Origin of the sequence: Pseudoalteromonas sp. SA25 (assembly GCF_011378705.1) — a bacterium.
Taxonomy (GTDB): Bacteria; Pseudomonadota; Gammaproteobacteria; order Enterobacterales; family Alteromonadaceae; genus Pseudoalteromonas; species Pseudoalteromonas arctica.
Genome location: NZ_WTKV01000001.1, coordinates 81254 through 97970, shown reverse-complemented (window position 1 = coordinate 97970; position 16717 = coordinate 81254). Strand labels below are relative to the sequence as shown.

17 protein-coding genes and 1 riboswitch are annotated in these 16717 nt (G+C 41.2%); of the genes, 12 read left to right on the top strand and 5 right to left on the bottom strand.

Annotated features, from left to right (window positions below; genetic code table 11):
• The first annotated feature begins 214 nt into the window (after nt 1–214).
• Nucleotides 215–718 (top strand): DUF3016 domain-containing protein, encoded by a 504-nt coding sequence (locus GQR45_RS00540; RefSeq protein ID WP_165724765.1) that lies wholly within the window; start codon nt 215–217, stop codon nt 716–718.
• Here GQR45_RS00540 and GQR45_RS00535 read toward each other — a convergent pair.
• Nucleotides 711–1001 (bottom strand): prephenate dehydrogenase, encoded by a 291-nt coding sequence (locus GQR45_RS00535; protein ID WP_165724764.1) that lies wholly within the window; start codon nt 999–1001, stop codon nt 711–713. The genes GQR45_RS00540 and GQR45_RS00535 overlap by 8 nt on opposite strands.
• Before the next feature lie 71 nt (nt 1002–1072).
• On the opposite strand from GQR45_RS00535, the gene GQR45_RS00530 reads away from it, so the two are divergent.
• Nucleotides 1073–1282: a hypothetical protein gene (locus tag GQR45_RS00530; protein WP_002960797.1), complete on the top strand. Its 210-nt coding sequence runs from the start codon at nt 1073–1075 to the stop codon at nt 1280–1282.
• A gap of 8 nt (nt 1283–1290) precedes the next feature.
• Here GQR45_RS00530 and epmB read toward each other — a convergent pair whose 3' ends face one another.
• Nucleotides 1291–2304 carry an EF-P beta-lysylation protein EpmB gene (epmB, locus tag GQR45_RS00525; protein ID WP_165724902.1) on the bottom strand — a complete coding sequence of 338 codons (1014 nt, stop codon included), beginning with the start codon at nt 2302–2304 and terminating at the stop codon, nt 1291–1293.
• Between the two features lie 41 nt (nt 2305–2345).
• Between epmB and efp the strand changes: the two genes are divergently transcribed.
• Together efp and epmA are read left to right on the top strand one after the other, a co-directional pair.
• On the top strand, nt 2346–2912 hold the full coding sequence (gene efp, locus GQR45_RS00520; RefSeq protein WP_010555265.1) for an elongation factor P: 567 nt from the start codon (nt 2346–2348) through the stop codon (nt 2910–2912).
• 57 nt (nt 2913–2969) lie between these two features.
• Nucleotides 2970–3944 carry an elongation factor P--(R)-beta-lysine ligase gene (epmA, locus tag GQR45_RS00515; protein ID WP_024589783.1) on the top strand — a complete coding sequence of 325 codons (975 nt, stop codon included), beginning with the start codon at nt 2970–2972 and terminating at the stop codon, nt 3942–3944.
• A 396-nt stretch (nt 3945–4340) separates the two neighbouring features.
• Here epmA and GQR45_RS00510 read toward each other — a convergent pair whose 3' ends face one another.
• On the bottom strand, nt 4341–6458 hold the full coding sequence (locus GQR45_RS00510) for a TonB-dependent receptor (RefSeq protein ID WP_206008470.1): 2118 nt from the start codon (nt 6456–6458) through the stop codon (nt 4341–4343).
• Nucleotides 6459–6542: 84 nt separating this feature from the next.
• Here GQR45_RS00510 and GQR45_RS00505 point away from each other — a divergent pair, with 84 nt between their 5' ends.
• The 8 genes from GQR45_RS00505 to GQR45_RS00470 all read left to right on the top strand — a co-directional run bounded on the left by GQR45_RS00505 (nt 6543) and on the right by GQR45_RS00470 (nt 14242).
• Nucleotides 6543–6941 (top strand): acyl-CoA thioesterase, encoded by a 399-nt coding sequence (locus tag GQR45_RS00505; RefSeq protein WP_010555268.1) that lies wholly within the window; start codon nt 6543–6545, stop codon nt 6939–6941.
• A 126-nt stretch (nt 6942–7067) separates the two neighbouring features.
• Nucleotides 7068–7466 (top strand): META domain-containing protein, encoded by a 399-nt coding sequence (locus GQR45_RS00500; protein WP_306344991.1) that lies wholly within the window; start codon nt 7068–7070, stop codon nt 7464–7466.
• A 107-nt stretch (nt 7467–7573) separates the two neighbouring features.
• Nucleotides 7574–7688: riboswitch (TPP riboswitch) on the top strand.
• Between the two features lie 143 nt (nt 7689–7831).
• Nucleotides 7832–9784, top strand: a complete 1953-nt coding sequence (gene thiC / locus GQR45_RS00495; RefSeq protein ID WP_165724763.1) for a phosphomethylpyrimidine synthase ThiC — start codon at nt 7832–7834, stop codon at nt 9782–9784.
• 117 nt (nt 9785–9901) lie between these two features.
• Nucleotides 9902–10912 carry an FAD-dependent oxidoreductase gene (locus GQR45_RS00490; protein WP_165724762.1) on the top strand — a complete coding sequence of 337 codons (1011 nt, stop codon included), beginning with the start codon at nt 9902–9904 and terminating at the stop codon, nt 10910–10912.
• 7 nt (nt 10913–10919) lie between these two features.
• Nucleotides 10920–11114 carry a sulfur carrier protein ThiS gene (thiS, locus tag GQR45_RS00485; protein ID WP_002960781.1) on the top strand — a complete coding sequence of 65 codons (195 nt, stop codon included), beginning with the start codon at nt 10920–10922 and terminating at the stop codon, nt 11112–11114.
• 5 nt (nt 11115–11119) lie between these two features.
• Nucleotides 11120–11911 carry a thiazole synthase gene (locus GQR45_RS00480; RefSeq protein WP_165724761.1) on the top strand — a complete coding sequence of 264 codons (792 nt, stop codon included), beginning with the start codon at nt 11120–11122 and terminating at the stop codon, nt 11909–11911.
• Between the two features lie 10 nt (nt 11912–11921).
• Entirely contained in the window at nt 11922–13457 is a 1536-nt protein-coding gene (gene thiE, locus GQR45_RS00475) for a thiamine phosphate synthase (RefSeq protein WP_165724760.1), read from the top strand.
• A gap of 35 nt (nt 13458–13492) precedes the next feature.
• The gene (locus GQR45_RS00470; RefSeq protein WP_165724759.1) at nt 13493–14242 is read left to right on the top strand and encodes a HesA/MoeB/ThiF family protein; all 750 of its coding nucleotides are present in this window, start codon (nt 13493–13495) and stop codon (nt 14240–14242) included.
• Between the two features lie 433 nt (nt 14243–14675).
• Here the strand turns inward: GQR45_RS00470 and asd are convergent, their stop codons facing one another.
• Both asd and rsgA read right to left on the bottom strand, forming a co-directional pair.
• Nucleotides 14676–15542 (bottom strand): archaetidylserine decarboxylase, encoded by an 867-nt coding sequence (asd, locus tag GQR45_RS00465; protein WP_024608018.1) that lies wholly within the window; start codon nt 15540–15542, stop codon nt 14676–14678.
• Between the two features lie 15 nt (nt 15543–15557).
• Nucleotides 15558–16616 (bottom strand): small ribosomal subunit biogenesis GTPase RsgA, encoded by a 1059-nt coding sequence (rsgA, locus tag GQR45_RS00460; RefSeq protein WP_165724758.1) that lies wholly within the window; start codon nt 16614–16616, stop codon nt 15558–15560.
• Between the last annotated feature and the right edge of the window lie 101 nt (nt 16617–16717).

Below are 16717 nucleotides of genomic sequence, written 5' to 3'. Positions count from 1 at the left end.
CTTTATCTGTAATTTCTATAGTTTAAATAACATCTTTTTTTAATAACGGTAAATTAAGTACTTTTGATTACATTTTACTCAGTACAAGTAACACTTTATACGTAAGATTAAGTTATAGTTAATAAACAAGTGCTAAAATGAGTCTAGTAATAGCTAATGCTAGGTTTACTCCAATCTACACTTTTGTGATTGGTCTACCTCTTTGGAGAAAGATATGAATTTAGTTAAAAAAATAGCAACAACAATGTGTATTGCATTACCTGCGCTTGCCCATGCTGGTGAGTCTGTTGTTAAATGGCATGACTTTAATGATTATCGTGATGTGCGAGCGTCAAACCAAACAAAGAGCTCATATCACAAAAGTGTGGCAGCAAGTTTCGAAAAGCATATGGCTAAACTAGCCGAGCAATTGCCAAAAGATTATAAATTAAACGTAGAGATTACAGATTTAGATTTAGCAGGTGATGTGCGTTATGGTGGTATGGACGAAATTCGTGTAGTAAAACCAATTTACTTTCCACGCATTAAGTTAAATTATTCGTTAACCGATAACGACGGTACAGTGCTAAGTAAAGATACTGATGTGGAGCTTAAAGATATGGGCTTTATGGATAAAATTAAAATGGGCCGCGACGAATCATTTTATTACGAAAAACGCTTACTAACAGAGTGGTTTGGTGAACAAATATTACCATTTTTATTTTTAAGCTTTACTTAAAAGTAGCTAACAACGTGAGTATTTGTTGTAACTTAATAACGGTTGTTTTCAGTTTTTCTTCATCAAAACCATCGTTAGATAAGCTTTCAACATCAGCGGCTACGTCAAGTACGTAAGGCTTAAAACGTTTAGCTTCAAAGCTAAAGCCTGAATCGGCAGTAAATAAGGCTTTAAACTTACCGTGACCTTGCTGTTGAAGCTCGTCGAGTTTTTTGTCAGCATCAAGTGCCTGACGATAAACAATTTTTAAGTTGGCATTGAGTTGTTCAATAATAGAATCCATGGTTTTCCTAAAGCTTTGCACTGCATTGCCGACATAATACTTGGATTACATTTAAAAGTCAGGTTTGTTATATGAATATATCAGGCACAAGTTTACCCGCTGTTTCTGGCTCAGGCCAAGGCAGTGAGCTTTACAGCGCTGCTTTATCTAAAAAGCAGCAGTTAGCAGATGGCGCGGCGGCTCTTGCACTTATTGAAGGTGCTGCACAATCGTCAAGTGCGCAAACACCGGCTAAATCGGTAACAGCATCATTGGGTAACAACGTAAATATATACGTTTAAATGCTGTTTTAAATTAGCTTAAGATCGATAGGTGTTTTGCTTTTTTGACCACCGATTTCTCTTACTAATTTAGGCACTAAAAATCCAGGCAGAGCTTTTAATAGCTCTGCCATTATCTCAATTGCTTGCGCTTCATTAATATCAAAGTGGCTTGCCCCTTCAACTTTATCTAGCAAATACAAATAATACGGCAATACGTCTGCGTCAAATAACGCTTCGCTTAAATTTATTTGCGCATCAACAGTATCGTTCACATCTTTTAAAATTACAGCTTGGTTTAGAAGCGTTACGTTTGCTTGTTTAAGCTTTTGCATGGCAGCTTTAAAATCAGCGTCTATTTCGTTGGCGTGGTTTATGTGATTAATAAAAATAATTTTTAATGGCGACTTTGCTAATCTCTCACATAACTCATCGGTAACTCGCGCAGGTATAACTACTGGCAAACGGCTATGAATACGCATTCGTTTAATTTGTGGTAATTGCTCAAGCTCATCTAAAAACCAGCTTATTGCGTCGTCTTTGGCCATAAGTGGATCGCCACCACTTAAAATCACTTCGTTTATATTGCAATCTGATTTTATATAGCTCAGTGTTTCAAGCAGGCTTTTTTTATTAAGTTGGTTTTCTTGATACGGAAAATGCCTTCTAAAGCAGTAACGACAATTGACTGCACAGCCGGTTTTAAACATTACTAAAACACGCGATTTATACTTATGTAAAAGGCCGGGTTGTTCGTTATCTTGCTCAAGTAGGGGATCTTTATTAAAACCCGACTTACTTAAAAATTCTTGATGGCGTGGCATAACTTGCAATAAAAGAGGATCGTTTGGATCGCCTTTGCGTATTTTTTTTATAAAAGGGATAGGCACGCGTACCGGAAATAAACTACGGGCTTTTAGGTCGTTTTCATGGACTTGGCTCGATAAACCGACCATTTCAAGCAAGGTTTTTGGGCAGGTAACTACATTTGCTAATTCTTTTTGCCAGTTTTTATGCAAATTTGCTTCATTTCTTTGTATCATTGGCATGTAGATTACTCGAAAAAATATAAATAGAGGAAACGATGGCGAATTATAGCACCAACGAGTTCAAGGGCGGCCTAAAAATTATGATGGACGGCGAGCCTTGCAGTATCTTAGAAAATGAAATGGTAAAACCTGGTAAAGGTCAGGCGTTTAACCGTGTTCGTATCCGTAAACTTATCTCTGGTAAGGTGCTTGAAAAAACCTTTAAATCGGGTGAATCAGTTGAAGGTGCTGATGTAATGGATACAGATTTAGCGTATCTATACACAGACGGCGAATTTTGGCATTTCATGAACAACGAAACATTTGAGCAAATTGCTGCTGACGAAAAAGCACTAGGCGATTCAGTAAAATGGTTAGTTGAAAATGATTTATGCACAATTACATTATGGAACGGCAGCCCTATTGCTGTTACACCACCTAACTTTGTTGAGCTTGAGATCACTGAAACAGATCCTGGCCTTAAAGGCGATACAGCGGGTACTGGTGGTAAACCAGCAACGCTTAGCACAGGCGCTGTGGTACGAGTTCCATTATTCGTACAAATTGGCGAAGTAATTAAAGTAGACACTCGTAACGGTGAATACGTAAGCCGTGTTAAGTAAGCTTTAACATTGTTTATAAAATCCCAGCTTACGCTGGGATTTTTTTTTGGAGAAAATATGTCAGCAGATCTTTGGGCCCCAAGCGCAAGCATTGAAACACTAAAACAACGCGCATCGATATTACGTAGCATCCGTGAATTTTTTTATGTACGTGATGTTTTAGAAGTAGAAACGCCAAGCTTAAGTGCTGCCAGTGTAACCGATGTGCACTTAGCTAGTTTTAATACCAAATTTGTAGGTCCAGGGCATGCTGGTGGGCTTCCTCTATTTTTACAAACATCTCCAGAGTTTGCCATGAAACGCTTGTTAGCAGCAGGCTCAGGCGCTATTTTTCAGCTTTGTAAGGCATTTAGAAATGAAGAAGCGGGTAGCCATCATAATCCTGAATTTACAATGCTGGAATGGTATCGCCCAGGCTTTGATGAATTTGCACTTATGGATGAAATGGATGAGTTAATGCAACTTGTTTTAGGCGTCGAGCCTGCAACTAGACTTACCTACCAGCAAGCGTTTGAAAAAGCACTCGGCCTCGATCCGTTAACAGCAAGCATAGAGCAATTAAAGCAACTAGCGTGTAAGCAGGGGTTTGCTGATATAGCCCAAAATGAAACGCATAAAGATACCTTACTGCAATTATTATTTTGTATGAAAGTGGAGCCAACAATAGGACAAGAAAAACCGTGTTTTGTTTATCATTTTCCAGCTTCTCAAGCGGCACTTGCACAAATTTGTGAACATGATGCACGCGTAGCAGGGCGCTTTGAGCTTTATTACAAAAATATGGAATTGGCTAACGGCTTTAACGAATTAACAAATGCTAGTGAGCAAGCTAAACGTTTTAATGAAGATAACACATACCGCGCTAACAACGGTTTAAAGCAAGTACCAATGGATACACGTTTAATTAAAGCGCTAGAACATGGATTACCACAATGCGCAGGGGTTGCTTTGGGTATAGATAGGCTTGTAATGCTCGCAACAAATAAAGAGAAAATTAAAGACGTAATAGCGTTTGATGTGCAAAGAGCGTGATGCTTAGCCTGTAGGCGTAGGTGGAATATTTGTAGGTGCGAATTTATTTCGCGCTCATGTAATTTAACTTTATAAAAAAGCGAGGTATAAAACCTCACCTACAATAAACATCAACCCCAACAACATACGCCAAACCTGTAGGTGCGAATTTATTGCGCGCTCGTGTAATTTAACTTTATAAAAAAGCGAGGTATAAAACCTCACCTACAAATAAACATCAACCCCAACAACATACGCCAAACCTGTAGGTGCGAATTTATTTCGCGCTCATGTAATTTAACTTTATAAAAAGCGAGGTATAAAACCTCACCTACAAATAAAAACACCGCGTTTAATTTAAACGCGGTGTTTTTATTTGCTTGCTGTAGCTTTCATTTGAAAGCCAACGGCTGTGCTTTACAGATTAAGCGTAAACGTAACACCTGCTACGCGAGGCTCACCTAATTGTGTGTAGGTATGCGTTGCGTAACCATCTTGTGGATCGTTACCAAACTCAAAGCCACGTGTAGGGACTGTTTCGTCAAACACGTTACGAGCCCATGCGCGAACTGCCCACATGTCAGCTTCGTAGCCAAAGCTTAAGTTAACTAAGTTGCTGCTTGGTGCCTGTGAGTTATGACTATCTGAGAAGTAGTAGTCGTCCTTACCTTCAACACCAATCATACCGTAAAGCTCACTTGTAAAGTTATAGCGAGCAGTAAACGCATACTGGTATTTAGGTGACTGAGCTTGCTCACGACCGTCTTGATTTAAACCTGATTGCGTTACAAAGTCGTCAATTTCAGTATTTAAGTAACCAGCACTACCCGTTAAAAATAGATTATCAGTTAGTTGGTAACTACCCTCAACTTCTAATCCGTAGTTGCTACCAGAACTTGCGTTATCAACATAACCGGTAAATTGCTGACCTTCTACTTGCCATGCTTTTAACTGAATATCGTCGCGGTGCATGTAAAATGCAGCTAAGCGAAGCGTAAATTTGTCATCAAGTGATGAACCTTTAACACCAAATTCGCCACTCCATAAATATTCAGGGTCGAAACTGGTGTGTTGCTGGAAAAAATCAGCGCTTAGGTTTAAGCCTTCATCTTTGGCTTTAGCAAGCGCTTCTGAGTTAATACCGCCAGCTTTGTAGCCACGCGTAATGCTGGTGTAGATCATAGTACGATCAATCACTTGATATTCAAGTGCTATTTTACCGCCAACCATCACGTCGTCAGTGTCTTGTATAAAGCCATTGCTATCGGTGTAGTCGCCTTGGTATTGCTCTACACGTAAACCTGTAATTAATGTTGTTTTAGGGCCAATTGGAGTCGCTACTTGACCATATACTGCAACGTTACTCGTTTCGTAAGTTGAAGAAAACGGGCTTGCTAACCATGTGTATTGGCGCTCTAAATCAACGTCACGGTTTTGGTAATAAATACCCGCAACCCACTTACCCGTTTTAGAATTAAACTGTAAATCTACAGACTGATCGTCGCGATCGCGGCTGTATAAATCAGTTGAGCTGTATCCATCTGGATGTAAGCCAGCAGCACATAACTTTGGCTCACTTGTATCGTTACATACCCAGTCTTCGTCAAAGCTGTAAAGTAATTCGGTATCGATAGCCGATAGGTTTAGATTTACATCAAAAGCGTCAAAACCCGTATAAGTATTCTTAACACCTATTGCGTAGCTTTCTTGATTATCTTGCCCTGGTTCATCAGCAACACTATTGCGGCTGTTATCAAGCGTAAACGCATCGTAGCCGTTGTTTATGTCAATATAGTGAAGGTTTAACTCAGTATTTAAATGCTTTGTAAGCTGGCTGTTTAATTTAAAACGCGCTACTTGTTCGTCTTGATTTTGTGTTTCGTCATTTAAGTACAGGTTATCTACGTAACCGTCTGACTTTCTACGAAAGTAGCTAACGCGTGCGCTAGTGTCATCTGTTAAGCCTGTGCTTGCTGCAATTCCTGCTTCGCGGGTGTTGTATGTGCCAGCACCTACTTGTAATTTTAAGCTTGGATCGCTTGTGGCTTTAGCTGAACCCATTTGGATCATACCGGCCATACCGTCTGCGCCAAAGCGTGTACCTTGTGGGCCACGATAAATTTCTACTTGGTCTATATCAAATAATAATGAGCTGCCACCAAGACCAGAATAGTTAATACCATCAATAACTAAGCCTACAGATGGATTAATAGGATCTACAAATTGTGAGCGAAGTCCCACGCCACGAATTTGGATGTAACGACCACGCGATGCACCAGATGCAAAATTTACATTGGCGGTACTGCCTAACATTTCGTCTAAGTAACTTGCACCACGTTGATTAATTTCATCTTCGCTGAATAAGCTCGCACTCGCGCTTAAAGTTTGAATGCTTTCGCGCTGAAAATCGCCGGTTACAACAATTCTTTCTAGGTCGCTATCATCAGCGTTAGCTGCAATTGGTGCACCAAGCAGCGGTAAAAGTGCGGCAGTAATTAAAGACAAACGTAAGTTCATTGGGTTACTTAACTCCATTTTAGGGACTCGTATGGTAGCAATTATTTAAACACATGTGCTATAAACGCGGCAATTATACGTTAAATAATCAGGATTACTAATATGACCTTTAAAGTTGACTTCAAAGTACGTGATTACGAATGTGACTTACAAGGTATCGTAAATAACAGTGTTTATTTTAATTATTTAGAGCATGCTCGCCATGAATTCTTGTACGCACACGGTATTGATTTTGCTCAATTAGCGAAAGATAAAATTAACCTAGTCGTGATGCGCAGCGAAATGGACTATAAACATTCACTATTACCAGGTGATGAATTTTATGTGGCTGTGGAGCCGCAGCGTATTAGTCGTTTAAAATTTGCGTTTAAGCAAACGGTTATACGTAAAAGCGATGAAAAAGTAATGCTCAATGCACTGGTTATAGGAACGTCTGTTAATGAAAAAGGTAGACCGTTTTTACCAGAGCAAATAGATAACGTATTTAAAACTACAACTTAGTACTTAATCGCATAACTTTTGAACTATCATAGAACAAAAATTTACATTTAAAACATGCATTTTTAACGGATAAAGGGCATAAATATTGTTACAATTACATTAATTAGACAATTAGTTAGTAGTAGCATGAAATTAGCAGCAATACCGATGCTTATAGTCGGTTTATGTGTTGGTTGCGCATCAACAGGGACGGTTACCAGTGAGCAGCTTAAATACACCCAATGGCAATTATCACGTGTTGATGGTTTAGCAATTCCACCTTCGTTTAATGCATCAATGAGCTTTATTGAAGCACTGCAAGTAAACGGTTTTGCTGGCTGTAACAAATTTTTTGGTGAAGGCTCGCTTGAAGAAAGTAACCTTACCGTAAGTAAATTAGGAATGACGCGCAAGTCGTGCGGCGAAGACCTTGATGAGTTTGAGCAGCAGTTATTACAAGCCTTAAAGCAAGGTGCCGAGCTTAAAATGCAAGGCCAGCAATTAGTCATGCAAGGCGAGCAAACATTTGTGTTTATCCCTAAATAATTTTAAGTTTTTGAAAAACAGCCCCTTGCGGGCAGTTTTTAACTGACGTACACTCAGCGCAGATTTGTTGGGTAACACCTTCAAATTAACGAACAGAATTTATATATCAATACTTGTCGGAGTGCCAAAGCTAAGTAATTAGTTTTTGGCTGAGATCGCGAAAGCGGGATCCGTGAACCTGATCAGGTTAATACCTGCGTAGGGAACAAGCTGCCTAAAATGGGACGCTTGTGCGTCTTTTTTTATGCGCACAATAAAGTGATTTTGTTTATTTTAGGCTGCAAAGTAGCATGTACGCTACTTTACGATCTTTCTCTATTCCTCGGAATATCTGACAAGACAACCCTTAAGCAATGAGGCAAGTCATGTCAAATACTACAAATAAAGCGTCACGCCGAGAAACTCGTGCTGCCGCGTCTGAATATATTTATAACTTAACGGGTCAACCGTTCCCAAATTCTCATAAAGTATACGTTGAAGGCACTCAACCTGGCGTGCGCGTTGGTATGCGTGAAATCACATTAAGTGATACGTTTATTGGCGGTACAGATGAAAACCCTGTTTATGAGTCAAACGATCCGCTACGTGTTTACGATACGTCGGGCCCGTATACCGATCCTAATTTTGAACTTGATGTACGCAAAGGCTTACCAAAATTTCGTGAACAATGGATTGAAAGCCGTGGTGACACTGAAATTTTAGAATCAGTGACGTCGCAATTTTCGCAGCAACGCATGGCAGATGAAGGGTTAGATCATATTCGCTTTGATCACCTTCCAAAAATTCGCCGTGGTGTCGCTGGTAAAAACGTAACGCAAATGCACTACGCACGCCAAGGGATTATTACTCCTGAAATGGAATACGTAGCCGTTCGCGAAAATATGGGACGTGCAGAAATTCGTAAAGAATTATTAGCAGCGCAGCATAAAGGCGAGTCGTTTGGCGCGAGTATTCCTGAATTTATCACTCCAGAATTTGTACGCGACGAAATAGCCCGTGGTCGCGCTATTTTACCAAATAATATAAACCATCCAGAAACAGAGCCTATGATTGTTGGGCGTAACTTTTTAGTTAAAGTTAACGCTAACATTGGTAACTCATCGGTTAGTTCATCTATTGAAGAAGAAGTAGAAAAAATGGTGTGGTCTACCCGCTGGGGTGCAGACACCGTGATGGACTTATCAACGGGTCGTTACATTCACGAAACGCGCGAATGGGTTGTACGTAACTCGCCTGTACCTATTGGCACAGTACCGATTTATCAAGCTCTTGAAAAAGTAAATGGTGTGGCTGAGGATTTAACGTGGGAAATTTTCCGCGATACGCTTATTGAACAAGCCGAGCAGGGTGTTGATTACTTTACTATTCATGCGGGTGTACTGCTTCGTTATGTACCAATGACCGCTAAACGTGTAACCGGTATTGTGTCGCGCGGTGGCTCAATTATGGCTAAGTGGTGTTTAGCGCATCATAAAGAAAACTTTTTATACACGCACTTTGAAGATATTTGCGAAATTTTAAAACAATACGATGTGTGTTTTTCACTCGGTGATGGACTTCGACCTGGTTCGATTGCTGATGCCAACGATGAAGCACAGTTTAGTGAGCTGCGCACATTAGGTGAACTGACTAAAATTGCGTGGAAGCACGACGTGCAGGTATTTATTGAAGGTCCAGGACATGTGCCAATGCACATGATTAAAGCCAATATGGACGAGCAATTAAAACATTGTGACGAAGCGCCATTTTATACATTAGGTCCGCTAACGACCGATATTGCACCAGGGTACGACCATATTACTTCTGGTATCGGGGCGGCTCAAATAGCATGGTACGGCTGTGCAATGCTTTGCTATGTAACACCTAAAGAGCATTTAGGTCTGCCAAATAAAGAAGATGTTAAAGAAGGCTTAATTACCTACAAAATAGCTGCACATGCCGCCGATTTAGCAAAAGGGCATCCTGGCGCGCAAGAGCGCGATAACGCCTTATCAAAAGCACGCTTTGAGTTTAGATGGCATGACCAATTTAATATTGGTTTAGATCCAGACCGAGCTCGCGAGTATCACGACGAAACTCTGCCGCAAGAATCAGGCAAAGTGGCTCACTTTTGCTCTATGTGTGGTCCTAAATTTTGCTCTATGAAAATTAGCCAAGAAGTACGCGATTACGCTAAAGATTTAGAAACACGCGGTATTGATCCTAATAACGCTGGCGACGCTATTGAAATAAAAATGGTTGATGTAGAAGCCGAAATGAAAGCTAAATCTGCCCAGTTTAAGCAAACAGGCTCAGAGATTTACCATAAAGCGGTATAAAGTAATTATCGCTAAAAGTTAGATGCAGACGTAGGTGAGGTGTTATACCTCGCTTCTTTAAAAGTTGAAGAAGTGCGAGTGAATTCGCACCTACTAATAACTGCTTTGGAGGTTTGTATGGTTTATAACATTGCGGTGGTTGGGTTTGGTTTAGCGGGCAGGTTAGCTGCGCTTACGCTGAGTAAACAGCACCATGTCACTGTTTTTGAAGCAGATGACGAGCATACTCAAAATAGCGCAGGTAAAGTGGCAGCAGCAATGCTTGCCCCGCTTGCAGAGTCGGTATTGTGCGAGGCTGATTTAGCTTTAATGGGTCTTGATTCAATGAAGCGCTGGCCCAGCATTATTGCCGAGCTTGAAAGTGACGTTTTTTTTCAGCAGCAAGGCACTTTGGTCATTGCGCACCAGCAGGACAAAGGCGATTTACAAAGCTTTGCACAGCGTATAAAACCGCTAGCTGATCACACTGCCGAGCATATAAATGCTCAACAAATTACAATGCTTGAACCTGAACTGGCAGGGCGCTTTAATCAAGGCTTATTTTTACCCTGCGAGGGGCAAATAGATAACCAAGCATTTTATAAAGCCAGCTTTGCACAGCTCAACAAACGCAAAGTAAAATTTGTATTTAATCAGCGCGTAACCATTAGCGACAACAAAATAAACAATCGACCATTCGATTATATTATTGATTGCCGTGGGCTTGGTGCTAAAAATACTCAAGATGATAAACCGCTTAGAGGTGTGCGCGGCGAAGTAGCAAGGTTATACGCACCAGAGGTAAGTTTAATAAGGCCCGTGCGTTTAATGCACCCGCGTTATCCAATTTATATAGCGCCTAAACCTAATCATGAATATGTAATTGGTGCGACTGAAATAGAGTCACAAGACAATGGTGCCGCTACAGTGCGCTCAACTCTTGAGTTACTTTCAGCGGCTTATACCGTACACAGCGGGTTTGCCGAAGCACGACTACTTAGTATTCAAACCGGATTACGCCCTGCATTTAGCGATAACCGCCCAGAAGTATCACAAGTTGGTAATGTAATTAGCATTAACGGTTTGTATCGACATGGTTATATGTTGGCGCCGGCATTAGTGGCGCAAGCAGTTTCACGAATAGAGTGAGAGTAGAATGAATATTACAATTAATGGCGAGCTACTTAATGTTAATAGCAAAGCACTCGTTGAGGTACTTCAAAGTTTTGGTGCAGTCGCGCCTTTTGCTGTGGCTGTTAATGGCGAATTTATTCCACAAAGTCGGCACAGTAACTATGTACTTAATGAAGGCGACAGTGTTGAGTTGCTGTCACCCATTCAAGGCGGATAAAGCTCATGCAAACTAAAGACTGTTTAACTATTTATGGAGAGCAAATAAAGAGTCGTTTATTAATAGGCTCTGCACTTTATCCGTCGCCCGACATTATGACCCAATCGATAGTCGCCTCTGGCGCTGAAATTGTAACTGTGTCGCTTAGGCGCCAACAAAGTGCAGCAGCGGGTGATGACTTTTGGCAGTTAATAAAAAATACCGGTTTGAAAATACTCCCTAATACCGCAGGGTGCCACAGTGTTAAAGAAGCGATAACGCTTGCAAAAATGTGCCGAGAGGTATTTGCCACCGACTGGATTAAGCTAGAGCTGATTGGCGATGATTACAATTTACAGCCAGACCCTTTTGCGCTACTTGAAGCCACAAAAATATTAATTAATGATGGCTTTAAAGTATTGCCTTATTGCACCGATGACTTAGTACTTTGCCAGCGCTTAAATGAACTTGGGTGTGAGGTACTTATGCCATGGGGGGCACCAATAGGCACCGGTAAGGGATTGTTAAATAGCTATAATTTAAAAACTATTCGAGAGCGCTTACCCGATACCACATTAATAGTAGATGCCGGTTTAGGTTTGCCATCGCATGCCTGCCAAGCACTCGAAATGGGGTATGATGCGGTATTATTAAATTCAGCCATTGCAGGGGCGGGTTGCCCAATTACTATGAGCCGCGCATTTAAAGCCGCAGTTGAAGCGGGGCGCTTTGCATACAAAGCAAGAGCGATGCCGGAAAAAGACGTTGCAGCCCCATCAACCCCAACAATGGGTATGCCATTTTGGCATCAGCAGTGAAGGAAAGAATATGAATAACGTAGTATGGACAATTGCCGGTTCTGATTCTGGCGGCGGTGCCGGTATTCAAGCTGATATAAAAGCAATGCAAAGTTTTGGTGTACATGGCTGCACAGCAATTACGGCGCTTACTGCACAAAATAGTTTAGGAGTAGAGGCTATTAATGCAGTGTCTACCGATATTATTGAATCGCAGTTACTAGCGCTTGAAAAAGACATGAAAGCCAAAGTGATAAAAATTGGCATGTTAGCCAATGTGCAGCAAATTCAGTTGATCAGCGAACATATAAGTCATTATAAAGCTAAATGGCCTGAGCCTCCCGTTATTGTATATGACCCTGTCGCTATTGCCTCAAGCGGTGACTTACTAACAGAAGAAGACACGGTAAGCGCAATAAAAGAATGCCTACTGCCGCTGGTGGATGTAATAACTCCAAATACACACGAAACACAGTTATTAACCGGTGTGTATTTAATTGGCCCGGCTGCAATAAAAGAAGCGGCTAATAAGCTATTAAGCTGGGGCGCAAAAGCCGTTGTTATTAAAGGCGGACATTGGGATTACCCAAGTGGCTACTGCATTGATTATTGTATTGATAGTAATACGCAAAGTGGTGAAGAATATTGGTTAGGCAATCAAAAAATACAAACACCGCATAACCACGGCACCGGGTGTAGCATGGCTTCGGTAATTGCTGCGTGTTTAGCTAAAGACTACCCATTGAAAGATGCCTTTATTTTAGCTAAGGCATATATAAACCAAGGGCTAAAACAGTCTGTTCGATACGGCGAGGGGATTGGACCGGTTGCTCATACATCGTTCCCTACTAATTTAGCTGACTACCCACAAGTAATTGAGCCAGGTAGCTGGCTGGGCGATGAACTAGATTTTGATGTGCCGCTTGATTTTAATATGGCTGCTGATTTTGCACCTTGTGAAAGTAAATCGCTGGGCTTATATGCGGTTGTTGATAGCACCGATTGGTTAGAAAAGTGTCTACAACAAGGCATTAAAACAGCGCAGTTACGCGTTAAAAATAAAACGCAAGACGAGCTGAATGAGCTCATTAAGCAAGCTGTTGAGCTGGGCAAGCAATACAACGCACAGGTATTTATAAACGATTACTGGCAGCTAGCTATTAAGCATGGTGCGTATGGTGTGCATTTAGGGCAAGAGGATTTAGACATTGCTAATTTAGCCGCTATTAAAGACGCTGGGCTAAGGCTTGGGCTTTCTACTCATGGCTTTTATGAAATGCTGCGTGCGCATAATTATCGCCCTAGTTATATGGCATTTGGTGCTATTTACCCAACCACAACAAAAGACATGACAGGGCAAATACAAGGTCTTGAAAAGCTGATTAAATTTGTACCGCTTATGCAAAGCTATCCAACAGTGGCAATAGGCGGTATTGACTTAAGCCGTGCTGAGCAGGTAGCGAAAACCGGCGTAGGCAGTGTTGCCGTAGTGCGTGCGATTACCGAGGCTGATAATTACGTAGAGGCTATAAGTGCTCTGCAAGTGGCCATAAGCAGTGCACATTAATATTAACAAGGGCAATACTAACAAGGCTGGTAAACGTGAATGAGCTAAGCGAAAAAGAAACCCTTCGTTATAGCCGCCATTTGTTGCTTGAAGAAGTTGGGCTTGAAGGGCAGTTAGCACTTAAATCCTCAACGGTTGCAGTAGTGGGGGCTGGTGGTTTAGGTAGCCCAGCACTTTTGTATTTAGCTGCGGCGGGCATTGGAACGCTTATTTTAATTGACGATGACGAAGTTGAGCTTTCAAATTTACAGCGCCAAGTGCTTTATAAAATAAACCACTTAGGGCAAAACAAGGTCGCTGCAGCGGGTAAAGTATTAGCGAGTCTTAATAATCAAATAGACATAGTAACGCATTGCCAAAAGTTAGATGAGAATAATGCAGTTAACATGCTAAAAGGTGCTGACATCGTACTTGATTGCTCTGATAACTTTAGCACTCGCTATAGTGTTAACCGTTATTGTATTGCTAATAAAACACCGTTAATTTCTGGTGCTGCATTGGCAACTAAAGGTCAGTTAATGGGCTTTGATTTTAGGCAAAGTGATAGCCCGTGTTATGGCTGTATTTTTCCACAAAGCGAAGCTACAGCGGTTATAAATTGCAGTAACGCAGGAGTAATTAGCCCGCTACTTGGTGTAATTGGCTCTATGCAGGCGCAACTTACGCTCAACTTATTACTGGGCTATGCAGAGGGATGTGTGTTTATAACCTTCGATGCGCTCACTTTAAAGCAACAGCACTTTAAAGTGATTAAAGATTCAGAGTGTAAAGAGTGTGGTAAATAGGTTTTTGAGGGGCTTGCGCCTGTTATTACATGTGGCGTTAAAAAATTAAAAGCTGCGCTTTTCGCGTGAGCAAGCTTCACGCCTACAGTACATCAAAACTCTTACACCAAGCTTGTATACGCACAGCTTGTATACGCACAGCTTGTATACGCACAGCTTGTATACGCACAGCTTGCTGGCGTGACGAGAAAAGCTCGTAATTTCTATGCCAGATGTCTTCTCTTTTGCTTCTCTTTGTGCAATAAGATCTTAAGTGATTTATTCACAAAGAGGTTAAGAGGGCGCTTCGCTTTAGAGAAGCCAATAAGTAAGTAAAGTATCAGTTATAAATATTAAAAGCGGCCCTTTTCGCGTAAGCAGGCTTTACGCCTACAAAAATAAAAAACCGCGTTTAAATAAACGCGGTTTTTTTATTTCTAATTAACGATTTATTTTAGTCGTTAATTTTTGCAAACGCAGTACCTAAGCGAGTAACCACTTCTGGTAGTTGATCGTCCAGTATTTCAGCTTTATCAGCACCCCATGCTAGTACCACAGTAGAGCCTAATTTAAAGCGACCCATCTCTTCACCCTTTTTAAGCGTGATAGCGTTATCGCCAGTGGTTGGGTATTTCCAACTAAATACATCGCTACCTGCTGGTGGCGTGACAGTGCCTGCCCAAATAGTTTCTATGCTGGCTACAATTGTTGCGCCAACAAGTACCATTGCAAGCGGACCAATTTCAGTTTCAAAAATTGCGACTACCCGTTCGTTACGTGCAAATAAGTTAGGCACGTTTTGCGCTGTAAGTGGGTTTACTGAAAATAAATCACCTGGCACATAAATCATTTTGCTTAGTGTGCCATCAACTGGCATATGAATACGGTGGTAATCTTTAGGCGCTAAATAAATAGTGGCAAACTTACCGCCTAAAAATGGTGTTGTATCATCTTGAGAGCCGCCTAGCAGCGCTTGTAAGCTGTAATCATGTCCTTTAGCTTGTATTAGCTGTCCGTCAACAATGTCGCCTAGCTGGCTGATTGCGCCATCCACTGGATGAATGATGATATTGCTATCTTCTACCATTGGGCGCATGCCGTCTTTTAAAGGGCGAGTAAAAAATTCATTAAAGCTTTTATAATGAGCCGGATCTGGGTATTGGGCTTCGCTCATATCTACTTTATATTGCTTAATAAATAGTTTAATTAAAGTAGTGGTTAAAGCACCCGCTTTTGCAGCAGCTAATTTGCCGACTACGCGTGAAATAAAATGTTTTGGCATTGCGTACTGCATTGCGATTTTAAATTTGTCTAAACTCACAGTATTTTTCCTAAATTATACGCGAGGCGCACGGGCGCCTGCACGGCCATCGGCCATTGTTTCTAAAATTCGGTGGTAGCTGTCAAAGCGCAATTGAGAAATTCTTCCATCGGCTACTGCTTCTTTAACGATGCAACCCGGATCGTTTAAATGTTTACAGTCTCTAAAGCGGCACCCGCCTATAAATTCTCTAAACTCTTTAAAGCACCACGTTACACGCTCAACATCTAAATGCCATAAACCAAACTCACGAATACCTGGCGAGTCGATTAGGTTACCGCCACTTGGTAAATGGTGAAGTCGCGAAACAGTTGTTGTGTGCTGGCCTAAGCCGCTGTTTTCAGATACTTCTTTAGTTAATATTTCAGCGTTAGGCAATACAGTATTAACGAGGGTTGATTTCCCCACACCACTTTGGCCAACAAAAATATTATTTTTATCAACAAGTACTTCTTTTAATTTATCAATACCATCGCCTGATATATTACTAACAAGGAGTACTTGGTAATCAAGTTTACGATAGGTATCGAGAACTTTTTGTATTTCGTTAAGGCCTGCTTCGTCAATTAAATCGGTTTTATTGAGCACTAAAATTGGCTCAATGCCCATATCTTCACAGGCTATTAAATAACGGTCGATAATACTGGGTGTAAACTCGGGTAATACAGCCGATACCATGAGTATTTGGTCAATGTTGGCTGCAATAACTTTAACACCGTCGTAAAAGTCAGGGCGGGTAAGTTGCGAGCGACGCTCTTGCGTGGCTTCAATTACACCGGCTAAATCACCCTCACTTACTTTGGCACGTCGAAATAATACTTCATCACCACATACTAAATTAGACACAGTACGGCGTATATTACAGCGAAGTACATCGCCATTTTCAGTTTCGACATCGGCGTGTTGGCCAAAACGACTGATCACAATTGCGCTCTCGACCTGACCTAAGTTATCGGTTTGCCATTCTTGCGCCCCTTTTTTAGCCGGTCTTGAGTCTGCGCTATTAATGCGCTTTTGGTGATTGGCCTTGATCTGACGCGATTGGCCTTTACTTAATTTTTTTTGTTTTGCCACTGGAGGCCTATAACCTTAGTTAAATGTCGCTTTTCCTAAAAAAAGCTTTAGCTCGACGGTTGATGCTAATATGATATATCGAAATGCGTTGGATCTAAAGG